Origin of the sequence: Dactylosporangium sp. NPDC051484 (assembly GCF_040689395.1) — a bacterium.
In the GTDB taxonomy this organism is placed as follows: Bacteria; Actinomycetota; Actinomycetes; order Mycobacteriales; family Micromonosporaceae; genus Dactylosporangium.
The window spans coordinates 46,071-66,355 of record NZ_JBFAZX010000021.1 but is presented as its reverse complement, the minus strand read 5'-3'; the positions used below and the strand labels follow the sequence as shown (position 1 = coordinate 66,355).

Annotated in this window: 20 protein-coding genes; 7 read left to right on the top strand and 13 right to left on the bottom strand. The window is 71.6% G+C overall.

All coding sequences use genetic code 11. The features are described from left to right. Positions 1-14: 14 nt before the first annotated feature. The 3 genes from AB0367_RS27680 to AB0367_RS27670 form a co-directional block, all read right to left on the bottom strand. On the bottom strand, positions 15-446 hold the full coding sequence (locus tag AB0367_RS27680) for an SHOCT domain-containing protein (protein ID WP_366229368.1): 432 nt from the start codon (positions 444-446) through the stop codon (positions 15-17). Between the two features lie 106 nt (positions 447-552). Further along, positions 553-1,236, bottom strand: a complete 684-nt coding sequence (locus AB0367_RS27675) for a phosphoribosyltransferase family protein (RefSeq protein ID WP_366229367.1) — start codon at positions 1,234-1,236, stop codon at positions 553-555. Then, a complete protein-coding gene (locus AB0367_RS27670) occupies positions 1,233-1,910 on the bottom strand; it encodes a dienelactone hydrolase family protein (protein ID WP_366229366.1) in 678 nt (225 codons plus the stop codon). Before AB0367_RS27670 ends, AB0367_RS27675 begins: the two co-directional genes overlap by 4 nt. A gap of 337 nt (positions 1,911-2,247) precedes the next feature. Between AB0367_RS27670 and AB0367_RS27665 the strand changes: the two genes are divergently transcribed. Further along, positions 2,248-3,447 (top strand): hypothetical protein, encoded by a 1,200-nt coding sequence (locus AB0367_RS27665; protein ID WP_366229365.1) that lies wholly within the window; start codon positions 2,248-2,250, stop codon positions 3,445-3,447. A gap of 249 nt (positions 3,448-3,696) precedes the next feature. Here AB0367_RS27665 and AB0367_RS27660 read toward each other — a convergent pair whose 3' ends face one another. The 7 genes from AB0367_RS27660 to AB0367_RS27630 all read right to left on the bottom strand — a co-directional run bounded on the left by AB0367_RS27660 (position 3,697) and on the right by AB0367_RS27630 (position 10,362). Beyond that, positions 3,697-4,203, bottom strand: coding sequence for a hypothetical protein (locus AB0367_RS27660; RefSeq protein WP_366229364.1), 507 nt, complete (start codon positions 4,201-4,203; stop codon positions 3,697-3,699). A 526-nt stretch (positions 4,204-4,729) separates the two neighbouring features. Next, positions 4,730-5,242, bottom strand: coding sequence for a MauE/DoxX family redox-associated membrane protein (locus AB0367_RS27655; protein ID WP_366229363.1), 513 nt, complete (start codon positions 5,240-5,242; stop codon positions 4,730-4,732). After that, complete coding sequence (locus AB0367_RS27650) at positions 5,239-5,865, bottom strand: hypothetical protein (RefSeq protein ID WP_366229362.1); 627 nt, start codon at positions 5,863-5,865, stop codon at positions 5,239-5,241. Before AB0367_RS27650 ends, AB0367_RS27655 begins: the two co-directional genes overlap by 4 nt. Then, positions 5,865-7,193, bottom strand: coding sequence for a hypothetical protein (locus AB0367_RS27645; RefSeq protein WP_366229361.1), 1,329 nt, complete (start codon positions 7,191-7,193; stop codon positions 5,865-5,867). The genes AB0367_RS27650 and AB0367_RS27645 overlap by 1 nt, the downstream gene beginning before the upstream one ends. A gap of 158 nt (positions 7,194-7,351) precedes the next feature. Further along, positions 7,352-8,209: an ATP-binding cassette domain-containing protein gene (locus AB0367_RS27640; protein ID WP_366229360.1), complete on the bottom strand. Its 858-nt coding sequence runs from the start codon at positions 8,207-8,209 to the stop codon at positions 7,352-7,354. A 703-nt stretch (positions 8,210-8,912) separates the two neighbouring features. After that, on the bottom strand, positions 8,913-9,536 hold the full coding sequence (locus AB0367_RS27635; protein WP_366229359.1) for a class I SAM-dependent methyltransferase: 624 nt from the start codon (positions 9,534-9,536) through the stop codon (positions 8,913-8,915). A 55-nt stretch (positions 9,537-9,591) separates the two neighbouring features. After that, positions 9,592-10,362, bottom strand: a complete 771-nt coding sequence (locus AB0367_RS27630; protein ID WP_366229358.1) for a hypothetical protein — start codon at positions 10,360-10,362, stop codon at positions 9,592-9,594. 312 nt (positions 10,363-10,674) lie between these two features. Between AB0367_RS27630 and AB0367_RS27625 the strand changes: the two genes are divergently transcribed. Then, a complete protein-coding gene (locus AB0367_RS27625; RefSeq protein WP_366229357.1) occupies positions 10,675-11,592 on the top strand; it encodes an NAD(P)H-binding protein in 918 nt (305 codons plus the stop codon). Between the two features lie 32 nt (positions 11,593-11,624). Here AB0367_RS27625 and AB0367_RS27620 read toward each other — a convergent pair whose 3' ends face one another. Continuing rightward, the gene (locus AB0367_RS27620) at positions 11,625-12,689 is read right to left on the bottom strand and encodes an LLM class flavin-dependent oxidoreductase (protein WP_366229356.1); all 1,065 of its coding nucleotides are present in this window, start codon (positions 12,687-12,689) and stop codon (positions 11,625-11,627) included. Further along, entirely contained in the window at positions 12,686-13,774 is a 1,089-nt protein-coding gene (locus AB0367_RS27615; protein WP_366229355.1) for an acyl-CoA dehydrogenase family protein, read from the bottom strand. Before AB0367_RS27615 ends, AB0367_RS27620 begins: the two co-directional genes overlap by 4 nt. A gap of 139 nt (positions 13,775-13,913) precedes the next feature. Between AB0367_RS27615 and AB0367_RS27610 the strand changes: the two genes are divergently transcribed. The 5 genes from AB0367_RS27610 to AB0367_RS27590 all read left to right on the top strand — a co-directional run bounded on the left by AB0367_RS27610 (position 13,914) and on the right by AB0367_RS27590 (position 18,643). Then, a complete protein-coding gene (locus AB0367_RS27610) occupies positions 13,914-14,141 on the top strand; it encodes a hypothetical protein (RefSeq protein WP_366229354.1) in 228 nt (75 codons plus the stop codon). Between the two features lie 10 nt (positions 14,142-14,151). Then, on the top strand, positions 14,152-15,387 hold the full coding sequence (locus AB0367_RS27605) for an LLM class flavin-dependent oxidoreductase (protein WP_366229352.1): 1,236 nt from the start codon (positions 14,152-14,154) through the stop codon (positions 15,385-15,387). Beyond that, positions 15,384-16,319: an LLM class flavin-dependent oxidoreductase gene (locus AB0367_RS27600; protein ID WP_366229351.1), complete on the top strand. Its 936-nt coding sequence runs from the start codon at positions 15,384-15,386 to the stop codon at positions 16,317-16,319. The genes AB0367_RS27605 and AB0367_RS27600 overlap by 4 nt, the downstream gene beginning before the upstream one ends. Beyond that, positions 16,316-17,530, top strand: coding sequence for an acyl-CoA dehydrogenase family protein (locus AB0367_RS27595; RefSeq protein WP_366229350.1), 1,215 nt, complete (start codon positions 16,316-16,318; stop codon positions 17,528-17,530). The genes AB0367_RS27600 and AB0367_RS27595 overlap by 4 nt, the downstream gene beginning before the upstream one ends. Before the next feature lie 102 nt (positions 17,531-17,632). Continuing rightward, entirely contained in the window at positions 17,633-18,643 is a 1,011-nt protein-coding gene (locus tag AB0367_RS27590; RefSeq protein WP_366229349.1) for an aldo/keto reductase, read from the top strand. A 94-nt stretch (positions 18,644-18,737) separates the two neighbouring features. Here AB0367_RS27590 and AB0367_RS27585 read toward each other — a convergent pair whose 3' ends face one another. Then, the gene (locus AB0367_RS27585; protein WP_366229348.1) at positions 18,738-20,285 is read right to left on the bottom strand and encodes an MFS transporter; all 1,548 of its coding nucleotides are present in this window, start codon (positions 20,283-20,285) and stop codon (positions 18,738-18,740) included.

Below are 20,285 nucleotides of genomic sequence, written 5' to 3'. Positions count from 1 at the left end.
GCCGAGCACCGGGGTCAGCCCCGGGGCCGCGCAACGCTGCCGTTGGACCCGAGCAGCACCGACTTGGCCCGGTCGTACTCCGAGTCGGTCAGCACGCCGCTCTGGCGCAGATCGGCGAGCTTGGCCAGCTCGTCCGCCGAGCTCGACGCGCGCGGCGCGCCCGGCTCGTTCACGACCTCCCGGATGTACCGGCGCATCTGTGCCTCCTGCTGACGGGCCCGTTCGGCGGCCCGCTCGTTCATCGACCGGCCCCGCGCGATCAGGTAGGTCAGCGCCCCGATCCACGGCAGGACGATCAGGAAGACCGTCCAGCCGGCCTTGCCCCAGCCGGACATCGAAGAATCCCGGAACAGATCCGCGAGGATGCTCACCATCAACCAGATCCAGGCGAACACGAGCATGAACCAAATGGTGCTGACCAAGATCTGGCCGAACGTGATGTCCATGGCCCACCTCCAGCGACGCATGAGGGCCCGGGCTGAACCGACATGCTCAGCGTGCTTCTCCCACGGCCCGAACTCATCCCCCGGCACGGGTGAGGCCGATCCGGCTTCAGCGGGCCCGGTGGGTCAGGAACTGGTCGACGTCGTCGTCGGTGAGCTGCTCGAAGCTGTCGTACCACTGCCCGACGGACCAGAACGGATCGGGCGCCTCCAGGTAGAGCACCACGTCGGTGTCCCCGGCGATCGCGTCGCGCGCCTGCGAAGAGCAGACCGGGATCGCGAGGATCAGCCGAAGCGGCCGCCGGGCGCGCAGCCAGCGCGCCGCCGCGCGGGCGGTGACCCCGGTGGCCAGCCCGTCGTCGACCAGCACCACCGTGCGGCCGGCGACCGGCGGCGCGGGGCGCTCGCCGCGGTACCGGCGGGCGCGGCGGCGCAGTTCGGTGCGCTCACGCTCGACGATGACGGCGAGGTCCGCCGGGGTGAGGCCGAGGTATTGCAGGGCGTCGTGGTCGAACTCGGCGGGCCCGTCCTCGGCGATCGCGCCCACGCCGAACTCGGGGTGCCGGGGCGAGCCGATCTTGCGCACGATCAGCACGTCGAGGTCCCCGCCGACCGTCTCGGCCACGGCGGCGGCGATCGGCAGGCCACCGCGCGGCAGGCCGAGCACCAGCGGCCGGTCGGCGTGCCGTGCCTCGGGTGCCCCGGCTGTGTCGGTTAGGTGCCGCGCCACCAGCTCGGCCAGTTCGCCGCCCGCCGTGGCCCGGTCGGCGAAGGTGCGGTACGACCGCCTCATGCCCGGTCGCTCCGCCCGGTCGCGGGCACGAGGTGCGCCGCGAACCACTCGCCGGCGAGCTGTGCGACGACGTCCAGGGCACCCGGCTCCTCGAACAGGTGGCTGGCGCCCGGCACGACGCGCAGTTCGACGGGGGCGGTCATGGCCGCCCGGGCCTGCTCGTTGAGCTGCAGCACCGTCCGGTCCAGCCCGCCGACGACGAGCAGCGTCGGCGCGGCGACGCCGGCCAGCGCCTCACCGGCGAGGTCGGGGCGCCCGCCGCGGGAGACCACGGCCCGCACGGCGCCGGGCCGGGCCGCGGCGGTGACCAGCGCGGCGGCCGCGCCGGTGCTGGCGCCGAACAGCCCGAGCGACAGCCCCGCGGTCTCGGGCCGGCGCCCGGCCCAGTCGGCGATGCCGGTGAGCCGCCCGGCGAGCATGGCGATGTCGAACCGCAGCTCACCGGTGCTGGCGTCGTACTGCTCCTCGTCCGGGGTCAGCAGGTCGGCCAGGAGGGTGGCCAGGCCCCGCCGCTGCAACGCCGCGGCGACCGCCCGGTTGCGCGGGCTGCGCCTGGAGCTGCCGCTGCCGTGCGCGAACAGCACCAGGCCGGCCGCGCCGTCAGGCACGGTAAGATCTCCGTCGAGGTCGACCCCGACGGCCGGAATCCGCCACGTCGTCGCCGTCGCGCTCATGTCGATCCCTCCCGCGGGCTGCACGTCCAACCCGAGGCCCCAGCTGGCCCCAGCCTCGATTCGAAGACTCCAAAAGGATGGGCTACCCGCCCCGGACGCGTCCATGCAGTCGCGGATCGGTTCGCCTGGCACGCCGGCCCTGGAGTCCCGCCCTCAGTACCCGGCGTCTGTCCCAACTCGGTCGCTAATGCGCCGCCAACGCCTGCCTGGCCTTTGGCATTCGTGCAGGGGTAGTCAGTCCGCCACTTTCAGCTACGCGTTACCACTTGTGATCGAGGATTCACGTACGGTCTACTTCGGTGTTTGTGCATCCGTCTATACATTGAGGTAGATCAGCATGCGCTTCAGAACACTCGCCGCCTCGGTCGCCCTCGCGATCGGCACCGTCCTCACCATCGCCGCACCCGCATCGGCCCACCCCGTCCTCAGCATCAGCGCCAGCCCCACCACCGTGGTCTCTGGAGCGGACACCACGATCACGATCTCCGGAACCTCCAACGGCAACTACTCCGGAGCCCGCATCGACCTGTCCTCCACCGGCGGCCCCGGCACCCTCACATCCTTTACCACGCTCGTCTCCTGCGGCGGCGGGCCCACCTGCACCGAAGTCGGCGCACTGTACCGACTGGCACTGCCCAACCTCACCAACGGCCAGGCCTTCAGCTACACCGTCACCCTGACCGTCGACGCTGGCACCGCCTCGACGACATTCACCCCCAAAGCCCAGTTCTACAAGTCCGACAACACCACCGACGGCCCCCGCACCGGCCCGGTCATCACCGTCAATTCCCCGACCACACTCACCGCGGCGCCGGCGACCACCGACGTACACCTGGGCGACACCTTCACGGTCACGCTGACAGCGACCAACGTCGACAATGTGGCCCGCACCTACCGGATCACCTCGGCTGACCTGCCGACCTACACCACCCTCGGCGCCTGCGCCGGCACACCCACAGCCACCAGCACCTGCGCCGCCTACGGCACCACCGGATACGAGGCGACCGTCGCCGCATCCGCGGCCGGCAGCGGCCAGGACGTGGCGTTCACCCTCAACGCGACCGCCGTGCACGCCTCGGACACGATCACGGCGGAGGTCCTGGTCGGCGGCGTCGTGCAAGCCACCACCACTTTCACGATCACCGTCACCAACCTCTACCCGGACATCCGGGCGACCAAGGGCACCCCGACCTACAACGCACTCACCCAGCAGATCACCTTCCGCTGGAACCTGACCAACATCGGCACCGCCGCCGCCACCGGGCGTACCGTCACCAGGACCGTCACCCCGGCAGGCCTGATCACCAACACCGGAGTGGGCTGCACCGGCAACGCCGACAACGAAACCTGCTCCGGCCCCAACATCGCAGCCGGAGCATCAGTCAACCCCACCTACGTACGCACCGTCTCTGTCCTCGCCCTAGGCACCTACACCGTCGAATTCCACTTCACCACCCCCAACGACCCCAACCCGGCCAACGACACCATCACCTTCACCTGCACCGTGCTCACCGGACTGGTCGTCAACTGCACCTGACCTACTCAACGGCAGGCCGCAGCGGCAGAAAACCGGCACCCGCCCCAGCCGCGAAGCGCTACCAGAGGTTGAATGGTCAGGGTTAGATCGGGGCCGCTGCGGCGTGTCAACGTGACTGTGGTCGATGGGTGGCGCATCTGGTTCGGGTGCGCCGGCTCAAGCGTCTCCAGTACCGCCCCGACCGGCTGACCAGTTTCCTCACCCACACCGGTCTGACTCTCGACCCCGAACCGCCGTAACCCTGACCATTCAACCTCTGTAGCGTGGCACGGGCGGCGGCCAAATCTTGACCCTGGCTGGGATCGGCCTATCGTTTGAAGGCCACATTTGTACGCGCCAGACGTCGCCGGGAGTGACCGACCCAGGCCATCCGCGGTTGACGAAGCCGCGACCGCAGATCAACACAGAATAGGTGCTGGCGGGCACGTCGAAAACGACCTCTTGGGCGATGGTTGACTGATAGTAGAGACCTTCGTTGCCAACTACCAGACCACAGCGAAAAACCTCGTCCCATTCCGCCTGGTCGTTCGGCGGCGGACCATCCCATACCTCCACACGGAGCGGCATCTCAAAGTTGTTCTGGTGCGGCGAACACACCACAACGGCGTAGTCGTCACCGGCAATGCCTGCGCCTGCTATGGCAGTCTCAAGATAGGCCATGTAGTCACCGGACTGCCCTGCAGTGCCAACGAGACAGAACTGGCCGTAGTCCAATGTCACGATACGGTCGTCCACCTGCAGCAAGATCGCGGTCACGTACCTACACGCCCCAAGTCCATTCGTCGCTGTGCCGGACAGTCCGTTCGGGGACAATACGCCACCCACCCGGGATGCCGACCATCATCGGACGATGAGGCAGGGTAGGCCGGCGACGAGGTGCCAACCGTGCTGGCCCTTTTCCGGCGGCCCCTTCGAACCCACGTGAGAGCTTTCCCCGCAATGGGTCCTCCAGTGACGTGATCTCAGCAAGGATTCGGTAGGTTCCGGTATTCGAACTGGGTAAGGACGAGGCCAGCGCGGGCTGGCGGTGGTGTGGCGTAGGTGCGCTCACGGCCGGCGAGCAGCGCGAAGCCGCGTTCGCCGGGCGCGCGTTCGGGCGCGCAGCAGCGCGTTGCAGGCCGGTTGTCCGGGGCCAGTCGGGCATCGCGGCCAGCGCTTCGATCCCCCTCGGCGACACCCCGGTACGCGGTGGCCCGGGAGCCGCCGCACCCGGCTCCGAGTAGGGGACGTGTCCTCGTTTTGCGGAACCACACCAGCACCAGCAGCGCTTGGTATCAGCAGGTCAGCGCCCGGGTTCCGCGACGAGCGCGGCGGTCGCCGCCATGGCCACCACGGTCACCGTGGTGGCTGGCGGACGATCGGGGGCGGGCGCGTCCAGCAGGCACAGGCCGAGGCCGGTGGCCGTGATCGCGGCGAGCACGATGTTGCGGGCCACGTGGAGCCCTCCGACGGGAGTATCGGAGGGGCCGAAGCAGTTGCAGGCGACCTTCCTCCGGCGGACGATTGTTCGGACGATGGCTGCGGTGAAGATGGTGAGCAGGAGCATCGCGCCGCCCATGGCCTCGGGTGGCCGGCCCAGAAGCAGCAACGTGACGACGAGCGCCTCGCCGATGACGACGGTTAGCGCGGAGAGGCGGTCGTCGATGCCAGGAGCGAGTGAACCGGCCGCCTTCCGGAACGCGGCGCGCCGCTCCGGGCTGCGGATCTTGTCGAACAGGGACTGCGCGAAGACGAACCCGATCGCCGTGCAGCAGAAGATCCGGCCGTACTCAAGTGCCGTGCCGCCGCCCGTCATCGGCGCACCTCCCGGTTCGTCAGCAGCAGGACGGTCGTGACCACCACGAGCCCGACGCCCCAGATGACGTGTGCGGCCTGCCACTGGTCGTCCTGCGGTAGCGGCCAGAAGCGCTCCCGGTCGAACACGGTGCTCACGGCCAGACCGAGCGTCACAGCCGCACCGGCGACCGCAGCCATCCGGACCGGTTGAAAGCGGACTGCGCAAGCGGCGCAGGAGAGTCCGGTGATGATCCAGAATGCGGCCTCGACGATGAGGCCACCGATCCCCAGATCGACATCAGTCACCGCCCTGGCGACCATGACAGACACTGCAACTGCCCAGACGGCGGCGGCGACGGCGAACGCACCGAGCGCGCGGATCGACTGTCGCAACCAGCGGGGTGCAGGCGTGACGGCACTGATCTCGTCGGCCGTGTCCACGACGGCGAAGCCCGCAGCCACACCGAGCAGCACACCGCACATGCGGGCGGTCACCGTCAAGTTCTGTACCTGGATCGGCTGGCCCGGCGTCGTCAGCAGGGCGAGTGCGATCGTCGTGACGGATGCAGCGGCCAGCGGGGTCCAGTCGACGGCGCGAATGACGGGCGGCACAGCCGCGACCGACAGACGGCCCAGTCGCATCAGGTGCATGGCGTGCCCTCGGCCTTCGATGCGGCGGATCCCGCCGTTAGGCCGAGTATCGGCAAGGCCTCGTCGACGTTCGTCGCCGGGTCGACCAGCTTCCGCCAGCCGGCTCGGATGCGGTCTCCCGCATCGGCCGTCGTCAACAACCGCTCGGCGTATGCCAACTCGGCTGCACCGTAATCGACCGCACCGAAATCGGACTGCACATTCGTGCGGGCGCGCTCGGCGCCATTGCCGCGCTCCCGGACGTAGACCGAAGACCGGCCCGGCAGTACCGGCCGCTCCACCTGGCCGATGAGCCAGAGCACCACGATCGCGCGGGCCTGCCCCCGCAGATCACAGCCGGCCCGGCCGCCGGAGTACTGACCCTCGCGGGGCAGGCCTGTCGCGGCGGCCGCCATCTGGGCGGCCAGCCACCGACGTGACGCGACCTCGCCGCCGTTCCTTCCCCACGTGGTGCCGGGCAGGATGTTGTCCGCGAGTACCTGGGGATCGATCATGCCCGTTGCGGTGCGCTGCCGGACGGTCGGCAGTGTCGTGCGAACCTCGCTCGGCAATGCCGCGACCACTGGTGCAACCGCCTGCTCCCACAGCGGGATCCACCCCGTATAGCTGGGAAAACTGCAGTAGGTGACGCCGCCGGACGACACGCAGTGATCGGCGCCCTCGATGATGGAGGTGGGCGTCTTCGACCTGTCGATCGCCTTGCGCATCAGCGCGGCCTCCGGTGACGTGAGCGACATCGTGGCGGTCAGCACGGCCAGCGCGGTGCCCACCGTAACCAGGCCGACGCGATACGGGCCGTGCCCATGGCGCAGTACGGCAGCCGCCCCGAAGACGAGAATCAACGCGAGGACGTACAGCGCGTGCCACGCCGGGGGACGAGGAGCGCCGACGACGAGGTCGGCTCTCGGCACCACCGGGAGCAGCCAACTCGTGGCGAACTGGAAGACGGCCCAGAAGAACAGGAGGATGACGATCGGTGCCGCGATGAGGCCCGGCGTCCACCGTCCGGCTGCGACTCCCACGGTCGTCATGAGGATGGTGACCAGCACCCCGTTCGCGAGCTCCGCGAGGTCGAATCGGCCGACCGGCGTGCTGTTGACGAGCATGCTGCCGACCTGCGCCGCGATGACAGCGACGCCGAGGACGGTGCCGGCGACGACACAGGCGAGAAGGGTGGCAATGGTGCGCGCGTCGACCCTGATGGGCACCGGATCGAACAGCTCGCCGGCATCACCACGCTGATCGCGCAGTGTCGCGAGGTTCGCTGACAGCATGAGGCCCGCACCCACGACGAGACCTGTCAGCGCGGTGTCGGCCATCTCGACCGACCAGTCCGGCATCCACTGCCACGTGGTCGTCACTCGCCAGCCGATGACGATCGCCACGAACGCCCAGGAGATCGGATGCCGCAGCTGCAGGCGAAGTTCGAACATCAGCAGCGCGCGCAGACTCCGGCGCTTCGACACGCTTCGCTCGCTCACGCGCCACTCCGAACCGTGTTGCCGAGCAGACGAAGGTAGCCGTCCTCGATCGAAGGGCTTGCGTCCTCCGCATGCTCGGGCCGCGGCCCGACCACGCGGTATCGACCGTCGCTCGTGCGCCAGAAGATCTCGGTCGATGCGGGGCGCTGCGCCGACAACCAGACCATGCCTTCGGCTTCGCGCGCGAGACCCTCCGGCGTGCCGTCGAACCGGACCGTGCCGGCGCAAAGGACGACGACCCGCTCGCACAGCGTCGCGACGTCTTCGGTCTGATGGGTCGACAGCAGTACGATTCGCCGCTCACCCAGGTTCGACACCAGTGCCCGGAATCGCATCCGCTGCTCCGGGTCCAGCCCCACGGTCGGCTCGTCGAGGATGATGAACGGTGGATCACCGATCAGCGCCTGGGCGATACCGAGGCGCTGCCGCATCCCGCCGGACAGCTTTCGGATCTTCGTCCGGGCGCGGTCTGACAGGTCCACCTCTGTCAGCACTCGGTCGATCTCCTGCCGGCGCGCCGTACGGTCCGTCATCTCCTTGAGGATCGCCATGTAGTCGAGCATCTGTTCGGCGGTGAAATGCGCGTAGAGCCCGGGGTTCTGCGGCAGGTATCCGAGCCGACGGCGGATGCCGGGCAGGTCAGCGCGGTTCGCGGGGTCGTGGTCGAGAATCCGGAGCCGGCCGGCGTCGACCGTCGCCGCGGTCGCCAGGCAGCGCAGCAAGGTCGTCTTGCCGGCGCCGTTCGGGCCGAGGAGCCCGGTCACGCCGACGCCGAGCTCCAGGTCGAGATGCTCGATGACCCGGCGACTGCCGTACCCCTTGGCCATTCCCTCGACCCGCACCGAAAGCTTCACGCTGGCCACCCCGATCAATGTGTCTTTCGATAGCATGACCGACTGGGTGTCGTGCTCTCTTCCGCAGAGCACGACACCCAGTCAGGTGCACACTACCTTGAGTCTCGAGTGTTCAGCAGCCGCAGCCGCAGCACTCGTACTCGGTCCAGCGGTCGCCGTTGTCGCACGTGATGTAATGCGCGCGGACATGCCGCCCGGCCGGGCGCGGCATGGTCGAAAGACGGCCGCGATACACCGCCGGCCGTATCTTTAGCTTGTGCCCTGAACAGTGAAGGAGTTGCGTTTGTAGGCGAGCGCTGGAGCTCTGGAGTTGATGCTGTGCGGGAGATGAAGGATTTTGGCCCTTCGGAGTCGCCCACTCGGGGGAGGCTTCAAACCACCACATGCTGCGTTGGCTGAAGACCGTCGTGGTGAACGATGTGGAAAAGGCACACAAGATGTGTCAGGTGGGGATCAGGAAGACGATTGTCGTTGAGGTGTCGTTAAGAAGGAAGTGACATCGAAACACCTCACCACCGCCCGTACCCGCCAGCACGGACCCCTCCTGGCAGGCCGACTACCGCGCCACCCACCCCAGAGTCGAACGCAGACTCGCCCACCTCATGCGCCGCCCCCTCGCCACCGCCACCAACCTGGCACGGCCAAACGACAACGGTGGCAGATCGGACCCGCTGATCAGGCCACCGTTCAACACCAGCCACTTTTAGCGGGGCCGGTTGGCCCGGAAGAGCTGGTGGCCGCTGTCGCCCTCGGGCACGAAGACGTCCTCGTCGATGTCCAGGCCGGCGCCGGTGATCCAGCCGCGGTACGTGGCCGCGTCCGCCTGGCTCCACCACATCGGCGCCGGGCCGCCGAGCCAGCCCTCGTCGGTGCCCGTCCACTCGTGGACGGCCGTGGTGGCCAGCAGGATGCCGCCCGGGCGCAGCCAGGTGGCGATCCGGGCGATCAGCGGCTGCTGCGCGTCCAGCGGCATGTGGATGAGCGCGTAGAGGCACACTACCGCGTCGAAGGACCGTTCCGGGAAGGCGACTGTGGTGGCGTCGGCGCGCAGGAACGTGGCCCGCGGGACGAGGCGGCGAGCCCGTTCGATCTGCACGTCGCTCAGGTCGACGCCGGTGACGTCGTGGCCGCGCTCGGCCAGGTTCCGCGCGACCGGAACGCCGCAGCCGCAGCCCAGGTCCAGCACGCGGGCAGCGGCCGGGAGCCGCTCGTGCAGAGCGGCGAGCCAGGCGCTGTACGCGGCGGGCTCGTCGTCGTCGCGACGGTACTGGTGTGAGAGCGCGTCGTAGCCGCGGCGGACCAACTCGGTGGGGTCGAGCGTCGTCATGGGCTCACCGTAGGCGGTGTGCGAGCAGGGCGCTGTCCCACTGCGGGCCACTCGTTCATCGTGCACGCGGCCTGGCCGGTGGCCGCCGTGGCCCTCGTGCTGGTCGCCCTGCGCCGCCGCGACGTGTGACCACGCGGCATCGCCGCCCTGCCCGGCGGGTGACCTCGCGGAGCCGGGCGGCCGCCCCGGCGGTCGCCGGTCCAGCGGCCACGGCTGCGCAGGCGCCGACGAGAGTGCCGACCAGGTGCTCGCGTGGCGGCAGCCCGCGGACCAGGGCGACCTCGATGGCGTGGTAGGCGATCAGGGCGGCGGCGGCCCAGGCGACGCGGCGGGTGACCGCGAGGTACGCCAGGAGCGCCACGATCGACGCCGACGGGCCCGCGTCGGCGTAGTGGGCGAGGGCGTGTCCGACGCCGACCGGCGGCCCGGCCAGCATCCAGGCCGGCGCCGACAGCGTGGCGAGGGCGTGCCCGGCGAACGCGACGCCGATCGTGCGCGGGGTGCCGGCGGCGGCCTGCGTCACGCAGTACACGATGAGCACCTGCAGCACCGCGAACCAGAACGGCAGCAGCGCGGCCGGGGCGAACATGGACAGCGGCAGGCGCCACACCGTGGCGAGCAGCGGGTCACCCGGGTGCGTGACGCCCCAGCGGGCCACGAACGCCGATCCCGGCCCGGTCCGCGCCGCGACGGCGAGGCCGGCGATGAGCAGCGCCGCGGCCGGGCCCAGCCAGAGCCGGTCGTACCGCCGGTGCCGCACCGCGACTACCGCCGGCCCGACGAGCGCGGCGCACTGCCCCACGAACCGACCCAGGAACCGATGCACGCCGCGTGCCGTTACCCAGGCCGGGCCGTGCCATGCGGGGGACTTGGCCGCGATGGCGTTCAAGGCCTACGCCGACGGCAGCGCCGTCCACCCGGCCGCCGGTGCCGGCGTCTCGGCGAAGGCCGTGCTGACCCCGTCTGGCACGCGGTGGCCGGCAGGGTCAGCACGGCCGGGTCTGCGCGCTGGAGGGTGCGCGGGTCGAACCTTCGCGGCGGGCGGCGCCGTTTCGGGTAGACCCCGGCGTTCGGGGTAGTCCTCGCCCCGGCGTCGGCGCGGACCGGCGGCGCGGAGCGACGACCGGGGAGGCACATGATGGCCGAGACCGAGCCCGTGCTGGTGACGGGGGCCGGCGGGGGAGTCGGCGGCGTGGGCCGTCAGGTCGTGGCGATGCTGCGCCGGCGCGGCGTGGCCGTGCGCGCGATGGTGCACCACGACGACGAGCGCGCCGACGCCCTGCGCTCGCTCGGCGCCGAGGTCGTCGCCGGCGACCTCACCCGGCCCACGGACGTCGCGGCGGCCCTCGACGGGGTTCGCAGGATGTACTTCAGCATGAGCGTGGCGCCCTCCTACCTCGAGGCCGCCGCCACCGTCGCGACGGTGGCCCGCGCCGAGGGCGACCTCGAGGCGCTCGTCTCCATCTCGCAGATGACCGTGTCCCAGATGGACGTGCTCAGCACGACCGAGTCGCATCATCAGCGGCTGCACTGGCTCGCGGAGCAGATCCTCGGCTGGTCGGGGCTGCCGGTCGTGTACCTGCGCCCGACGATCTTCCTGGAGTCCCCGCTGTTCACCACGCTGGCCGCACGCTCCGTCGCCGACGACGGCACCATCCGGCTCCCGTTCGGGAAAGGACGCACGTCGCCGATCGCCTCCGTCGACGTCGCCCGGGTCGTCGCGGCGATCCTCACCGATCCGGAGCCGTACGTCGGCCGGGTGCTCGAGCTGACCGGTCCCCGGTCGCAGGACATGAACGGCGTCGCCGCGCAGTACTCCCGCGCGCTCGGCCGGCCGGTGACCTATGTCGACGTCCCGCCGCAGACGTGGGCCGAGGAGGTGGTCGAGCACGCCGGACTCGGGGCGCACGTCGAGGAGCACGTCACCACCATGGCCCGGCTCCACCGCGACAACCGGTACGACCGCATGACCAGCACGGTGCAGGAGGTCACCGGCGAGCCCGCCGAATCCGTCGAGGAGTTCGTCGCCCAGCACCGGGACATGTACACGGCGTGAGCCGGATCCACGGGATCACCGCCGCGACCGGCTCACGCGCGCAGCAACGGCAGTAGCTGCTCGCCCTGCCGCCGGATTTCGCGCAGGTACGGCGTGTCCGACAGCACGAAGTGGGTGATGCCCAGCTCGGCGTACCTGCGCAGCGACCGCGCCACGTCCTGCGCCGAGCCGACCAGCCACGTGGTGGCCGCGCCACCGCCGCCGAACCGGCCGGGGGTGGTGTAGAGGTTGTCGTCGAGGACCTCGCCACGGGCGGCGAGGTCGAGCAGGCGCTGCTGGCCGACGGCGGTCTGCCGGTGCGGGTTCTGCGGGGTGGTTCCCTGCGCCCTGGCCATCTCGGCGACCTTGGCTTCGGCGTCGGCCCACGCCTCCTCGGTGGTGTCGCGCACGAGCGTGGTGATGCGCAGGCCGAACTCGAGCGGGGCGTGCGCGCGGCCGAGTTCGGCACCGAGGGCCGTGAGCCGTTCGATCCGTTCGCGCACGCCGTCCAGCGGTTCGCCCCAGAACAGCTGGACGTCGGCCTCGGTCGCGGCGACCCGCTCGGCGGCCGGTGACGCGCCGCCGAAGTACAGCTTGGGGTGGCGCCGGCCGTCGCGGGGCTCGATGCGCGGTGCCACCGTGGAGCCGGTCACCGAGAAGTGCTCGCCGGTGTAGGAGACGTGCTCCTCGGTCCACAGCCGGCGTACGAGCTGGAGGAACTCCCTGGTCCGGGCGTAGCGGTGGGCCTGGTCGCCCTCGGCGTCGCCGTAGGCGCCGAGGTCGTCCTTGCCCGAGACGATGTTGACCCGCACGCGGCCCCCGGTGAGGTGGTCCAGGGTCGCGGCCGCGGCGGCGAAGTTCGCGGGTCGCCAGTAGCCGGGGCGCACGGCGATGAGTGGCTCGAACGTGGTGGTCCGGGCGGCCAGGGCGGTGGCGACGGTGAAGGTGTCGGGCCGGCCCCAGCCGGCGCCGAGCAGCGCGCCCCGCCAGCCGTGCTCCTCCAAGGCCCGGGCGTGGGCGGTGAGAGTGTCGAGACTGTTGTGGCCGGCGGTGACCGGCTCGCCGCGGTGGCCGGGCGTGACCTGATTTGGGATGTACCAGAGGAATTCGAGGCTCATCGGCTTTCCTGTCTGTCGGCGAGGTGGGCGAGGTGGGCCTGGCGCACGTCGGCGCTCTGACCTTGGACGAGGACGAACAGGGCGGAGCGTGCGTGCAACTGCGCGGTGTCGTCGCCGGCGAGGCCCCGGCCGGCGCGGGCGATGACGAGCGCGCGCGTCAAGGTGGCCAGCGCCTCGCCGCTGGCGACCTTCGTGGCCAGCCGCTCCGCGAGCCGGTGGGTGCCGCCGCCGGCTTCGGCCGCCTCGTCGGCGAGCGCGTAGGCGGTCCGGCGGATCCGGGACACGCGCGGGCGCCAGGTCTCGGCGACCGCCCGTACCGACGGATCGGGAGTCTCCCGCAGCTCCCGCAGGACCGTCTCCGCCAGCCCGAAGTGGTGGCCGCGCGCGTCGCTGGCCAACGCGAGGTCCTCGAAGCGTGTCCGCTCCAGCGTCCGCTGCGACAGCACGTGCTCGGCCGGGACGAAGACGTCGTCGAGGACGATGCGCTCGGTCCGGCTGCCGGCCACGGCGGCAAGGTGCAGCGGGGCGGCCGGGCGGGTGCGCTCGCCGACCTCGACGAGCGCGGTCACGACGGTCTCGCTCGCCGGCTCGACGGCGGCGACCGCGAGTGCCGGGCTGAGCCCCCAGCCGCTGACCCATGAGATGGTGCCGTTGAACAGCCACCCACCGGCGGTGCGGGTGGCGGCGATGTATCGCCGCGGGAAGCTGCGCACGTCGCTGATGCCGGCCCCGAGCAGCACCTCGCCGGTGAGCGCCCGGCGGGCGAGATCCGGCAGTGGCCGGTCGGCCGCGGCTGACTCTGCCAGCCGCCCGGTCAGGGAGGCGTGCTGGGCCCACACCAGCCAGGTGTTGAAGCACGCCCCCGCCAGCAGTTCGTGGATGCGGCGGTCGGCGTCGCGGTCCAGTCCGCGGCCGCCGTACGGGGCCGGGGCGAGGTGGTTGAGCAGCCCGACCGTGCGCAGCTCGCCGATCTGCTCGGCGGAGACGCCCTCGCGGTCGGTGCGCAGCGCGGCCGGACGCAGGACCCGCTCGGCGTGCTCGCGCACCGTCCGCACGAACGGGTGCTCCTCAGGGTCTGCTGTCATCGGATGTCCCTTCGCCGGCCGGTGCCACGAACCGTGATACTATATTAACTCTATAGGTTAAATAGAATATCAACTCTATGGATTTACTATGATTACCTGCCCGGAGGTCCCGACGACACAACAAGATTGGGCCACTGTGATGACCACCAACCGACACCGCCACCGGCCGGCCGCTGTCCTGGTCGCGACCGGCGAGCCGGTCAGCGTCGTGCGCTTGACCGCCGATGACGGCACCGTCGTGCGCGGCGGCGTCGTGGTCGAGACCGGCCCCGTCGAGCGGGTGTTCCGGGCGCCGCGGCACGACTACACCCGAGCACTGCTGGCCGCGATTCCCGGCGCGGGGCTCGCCCGCGCCGGCGCACAGTGAGGAGCGCGACATGCCGCGTCAGCTGCACATCAACGTCAACATCCTCAACGCCGGCGTCTTCGGCGGCTCGTGGCGCTTCCCCGGCACCGACGCCACCGCCGCTTACACCATCGAGCACTACACGTCGATCGCGCGCAAGGCCGAGCGGGCCAAGCTCGACGCGGTGTTCCTGGCCGACGGCCCCGCCCTGGATCCGTCCGTGCGGCACCGGCCCGGCAACAGCCTGGAGCCGACCACCGTCCTGGCGCGTATCGCCGCCCAGACCGAACACATCGGGCTCATCGGGACGCTCTCCTCGTCGTACAACGACCCGGTGGAGCTGGCCCGCCGGCTCGGCGACCTCGACTACGTCAGCGGCGGCCGCTTCGGCTGGAACGTCGTGACGACCGCCGGGCCCATCGCGGCCCGCAACTTCGGCCGGCCCGGCGAACCGGAGCACGCGCTGCGGTACCGCCGGGCCGCCGTGTTCACCGAGCAGGTCGTCGCCGCCTGGGCGCAGCGGACCGACCTGGTCTCGCCCCAGGTCCGCCCGGTCGTGGTGCAGGCCGGCGGCTCCAGCGCCGGCCGCCGGCTCGCCTCGCGGGTCGGCGAGGTCATCTTCTCCGCCGACCAGGACCTCGGCCACGCCCGCGCGTTCCGCGCCGAGATCCGCGCCGGCGCCGCCCGGTTCGGCCGGCGACCCGAGGAGATCGTGGTCCTGCCCGGCCTGTCGACCGTCGTCGGCGCCACCGAGGCCGAGGCCAGGGCCCGCCGCGAGCTGCTCGACGAGATCCTGCCGGACGCCTACGCCCGCGGCCGGCTCGCCGGCCAGCTCGGGATCTCCCTCGACGGCCTGCGCGACGACGACCCGATCCCGGCCGAGCTGCTCGTCGACCCCGACGAGGCCGGCGGTTCGCAGAGCTTCTACCGCGTCGTCAAGGCGATCATCGACGCCGAGCGGCCGACCCTCGGGCAGCTGCTCAAGAAGCTCTCCGGCGGGGGCGGGCACCGCATCGTCACGGGCACGCCCGAGCAGATCGCCGACGACATCGAACGGTGGTTCCACGCCGGCGCCGCCGACGGCTTCAACGTGATGCCCGACGTGCTGCCCTCCGGCTTCGACGACTTCGCCGATCACGTGATACCAGAGCTGCAGCGCCGCGGGCTGTTCCGCACCGAGTACGACGGCACGACGCTGCGCGGGCATCTCGGGCTGGGCCTGCCCCCGGTCCCCTCCGGCCGACACCTGGAAGTGGTCCCCTCATGAGCATCCCCGTCCTGTTGACCATCAGCGTCGGCCCGCGGGCGGTGGCGCTGCGCGACGCCGTCACCGTCGCCGAGGCCGCCGAGGCCGCCGGCGTCGCGGCGATCCGGATCGCCGACGGCACGGCCGCGGGCCGGGCGCTCGATCCGACCGTCGTCGCCGCGTACCTCGCCGGCGTGCACGGCGGTGTCGGCTACGTCGCCGAGCTGCCGACCACCCACAACGCGCCCTACAACGCCGCCCGGCGGGTGCTCTCGCTCGACCGGGCCACCGGCGGGCGGGCCGGCGTCGCCCTGCTGGCCGGCGACGGCGACGAGGTGAGCGAGGCGACCGCGCCCGACCCCGGCGCCGCCGGCCCCGCCCGGCGCTGGGCGGAGTACGCCCGGGTGCTGACCCGGCTGTGGGAGTCGTTCCCGCGCACCGCCCTCGTGGGCGACCAGGACGGCGGTGTCGTCGTCGACGACACGCTCATCGCCCCGATCGACCACGAGGGCGTCTTCTACCGCGTCGCCGGGCCGCTGGACGGCCCCTCGTCGGTGCAGGGCCGCCCGGTCGTCGTCGCCGACCTCGACGCCCTGGACGCGGCCGCGGTCGCCGAGTCCGCCGACGTCGTCGTGGTCGACGCGGCGGCGGCGCCCGGCGCCGACGCGGCCCTCGCGGAGGCCCTGCAGCGCGCCGGACGGGTCCGCCGGGACGTCGCGCTGCTCGGCCGGGTCGCGGTCGCACCCGGAGATCCGCCCGGCGCGGCACCCCTGCTCGCCTGGGCGGCCGAGCACCGCCTCGACGGGCTCGAACTCGTGCCCGGCGGCGGCACCGGGCCGGCCCTCGCCGTGCTGCGTAACCTGGTGCCGCAGCTGGTGGACGCCGGCGCGCCGCGACCGGCGACCCTGCGGGCCGCGCTGGGCCTGCGCGAGAGCGTGGCGGTGGCGTCGTGACGGCCAATCTCATCCACGCCGGCCGTAGCGCGCGGCGGCACACCGTCGCGAGCATCCGCGCCGCCGCCGAGCCCATCCTGCGCCGCCTGCAGTCCGGCGCCGCGCAGCGCGAGCGGGAGCGGGTGTACGCCTTCGATGACGTCCGGGCGCTCACCGAGGCGCGCATCACCCTGATCGGCATCCCGGCCGATGACGGCGGCGCCGACGGCTCGGTGCGTGACGTCGCCGACCTGATCATCGCCATCGCCCGGGCCGACTCCAACGTGGCCCAGGCACTACGCAGCAGCTTTCTCACCGCCAACCAGGTGGCGAGCCGCCGCGACCTGCCCAACCGCTCGGCGCTGCTACGCCGGCTGCACAACGGGGACCTGTTCTCCGGCACCGCCAACGAACGCTCCGGTGGCCCCAGCGGGGTGGTGCACACCACCATCCGCCGCGACGGCGACGGCTACGTCGTCAACGGCGAGAAGTACTACTCCACCGGGGGGCTGTACGCGTCGTGGTTCAGTGCCACGGCCACGGCCGAGGACGGGACCGTGCTGAGCTTCACCGTGCCGGTGGACCGCGAGGGGGTGCAGCGCCTCGACGACTTCGACGCCGTCGGGCAGCGGCTGACCGCCAGCGGCACCACGCGGCTGGTCAACGTGCGGTTGTCGGCCGACGAGGTCGTCGCCTGGGACGAGGCCCGGCGCGACACCCCGTGGCCCGGCTCGTTCGCGCAGCTGTACCTGGCCGCGATCCAGGCCGGCATCGCCGCCGCGGCGCTGGACGACGCGGTCTGGTTCGTCCGGGAGAAGGCCCGGCCGATCAAGCACAGCACCGCGGCCCGCAGCACCGAGGATCCGTACGTGCGGCACACCGTCGGCGAGATCGCCGCCCGCGCCCATGCGGCCCGGTCGGTCGTGCTGCTCGCGGGCGAGGCGTTGCAGGCCGTGCGCGGCCTGACCGGCGCGCCCGCGCGGGCCGCCGCCGCGGAGGCCGCGGTCACCGTCGCGCAGACCGCGGTGATCGCCATCGAGTCGGCGCTGCGAGCCACCGAGCTGCTCTTCGACGTCGGGGGAGGCTCGATCACCGACCGTGACCTGGGCTTCGACCGGCACTGGCGCAACGCCCGCACCGCCGCGAACCACAATCCCAGGCAGTGGAAGGCGGCCGTGACGGGCGCGTTCCACCTGACCGGCGAAGACCCACCCACCACCGGACTGTTCTGAGGAGATCCGTATGACCGACACGACGCACCTGGAGCGCGACACCGGCCACGACACCCCGTCGTCGCAGCCGGTCACCCTGCGTCGCGGTGAGGAGCCGCAGCGATGACCTACAGCGCGGCCGAGGACCGCTACGAGCGGCTGGAGTACCGCCGGGCCGGCAACTCCGGCCTCGACCTGCCGGCGATCTCCTTCGGCCTGTGGCAGAAGTTCGGCACCGACCGCTCCTACGCGACCCAGCGCGAGATCCTGCTGCGCGCCTTCGACCTCGGCATCACCCATTTCGACAACGCCGACCGGTACGGCCCGCCGCACCGCGCCGCCCAGCAGGTCTTCGGCCGCCTCCTGCGCGCGGACCTGGCGCCGTACCGCGACGAGCTGATCCTGACGACGAAGGCGGGCAACCCGATCGGGCCCGGCCCCTACTCCAAGGGCGGCTCCCGCAAGTCGCTGCTCACCTCGCTCGAGCACAGCCTGCGCGACCTCGGCACCGACCACGTCGACATCTTCTACAGCCACAGCCCCGACCTGACCACGCCGCTGGAGGAGACCGTCGGCGCGCTCGTCAGCGCGGTCCAGCAGGGCAAGGCGCTGTACGTCGGAATCTCCAACTACGCGCCCGAGCGGGCGCACGAGGCGGCCGTGCTGTTGCGCCAGGCGGGCGTGCCGCTGCTCGTGCACCAGCCGCGGTACTCCATCTTCGACCGCCGCCCGGAACTGAACGGCCTGCTCAAGCTCTCCGCCGAGGACGGCTTCGGCCTCGTCGTCTACTCGCCGCTGGCCCAGGGCCTGCTCACGGCCAAGTACCTCGACGGCATCCCGGACGGTGCGCGGGCCCAGGACAGCCCGTTCCTGTCGCCCGACGTCATCGACGACACCTACCGGCAGCGGGCCGCGGCGCTCAACCGCATCGCCGCCGAACGCGGCCAGTCGCTGGCCCAGCTGGCGCTGCAATGGGTGCTGCGCCAGCCGCAGGTGACCTCGGCGCTTGTCGGCGCCAGTTCGACCTGGCAGCTGGAGCACAACATCCAGGCGCTGAGCTTCCCGCCGCTGACCGAGCCGGAACTGGCCCTCATCGACGAGTACGGCGTGCACGGCACCGGTCTGCGGCTGTGACCGCACGCGGCCGCCCTCGGCGTCGGGGGCGGCCGCCCGGACCGGCCCGCGCGGGCGCCTCTGCCGCGGGGACGGGGCTGGCCGTCCCCGCCGGTCAGCGGCTGGGAGCCGGTGACCCGGAGGCCGCCGGGTCGGGTGCCTGTTGCGCAACGACGAAGTCCTTCTGCCGGATCAGCAGGCCGGCGAGCACCCCGCCGGCCAGGGCGACCAGGCCGCTGGCGAGCAGGATCTCGTTGAGCGCGGAGGCGAAGCTCTCGTGCAGGGCGGCGGCCAACTGGCCGCGCAGGCCGGCCGGGGCGCTCGCGATCGCCTGGCCGGCCGAGCCCATCCGCACCGCATCGGCCGTCCGGTCGAGCTCGACGCCGGGCAGCGTCGAGCTGTGGTCGCGCAACGCCGAGACCAACGCCGAACTGAACAGCGAGCCGTACAGGGCGATGCCGACCGCGATGCCGACCTGGCGGAAGGTCTGGTTGACGCCGGAGGCCATGCCCGCCTTCCACACCGGGACCACGCCGATCGCGGTCGAGGCGAGCGGCGGGTTGACCATGCCGGCGCCGATGCCGGACACGATGAACCCGGGGATCAGGTGGGTCCAGGACGAATCGGCCGACACGCCCCGCATGAGCACCAGGCCCGCACCGACCAGGACCAGGCCGGGTCCGATCAGCCACCTGGTGGGCACCTGGCTGAGCAGCCGGCCGGCCGCCATCGCGGCAACCAGGGTGGCGGCCGAGCTGACCAGCAGCCGGGCGCCGGTCTGCAGCGGGCTGAAGCCGAGGTCGTCCTGCAGGTACAGCACGATGTAGAGGAACATCGCGAAGAGCGAGGCGTTCATCGCGAACGCCGCGATCGAGCCGCCCAGGAACGTCGGTGTGCGCAGCAGCGACAGGTCGAACATGGGCTCCGCGACCCGAAACTCGACCACGACGAAGGCGACCAGGAACACGGCGGCCAGCACGAAGCAGAGCAGCACGCCGTGCTCGCCCCAGCCGCGCTCGCTGGCCCGGACCAACGCGTACACCAGGCTGAACAGCCCGATCGTGAGCGTGACGACGCCGAGACCGTCGATCCGGGAGGCGCGCGGCGCCTTGGACTCCTCGACCAGCCTCGCGGCCAGCACCACCGCTGCGATGCCGATCGGCAGGTTCACCAGGAAGATGCCGCGCCAGCTGATCCCACTGGTGATCACGCCGCCGAGGATCGGGCCGAGCGCCGTGGCGACGCCGGCGACCGCCCCCCAGATGCCGAACGCGGTGCCCCGGTCGCGTCCGCGGAACGTGCTGGCCAGCAGTGCCAGCGAGGTGGTGAACAGGATCGCCCCGCCGACGCCCTGCACGGCGCGGGAGCCGATGAGCATCTCCTGACTCCGCGCGACGCCGCAGAGCAGCGAGGCAAGCGTGAAGATCACCATGCCGATCAGGAAGAGCCGGCGGCGTCCATACTGGTCGGCCAGCGAGCCTGCGGTCAGCAGGAGCGCGGCGAGGCTCAACGCGTACGCGTCCGTGGTCCACTGCAGGCCGCTGAAGGTCGCGCCGAGCGCGTGCTGCACGTCCGGCAGCGCGACGACCACGATCGTGACGTCCAGCAGCAGCATGAACGTCGCGGCGCAGACGACCACGAGCGTCCACCATTGGCGTTTCAT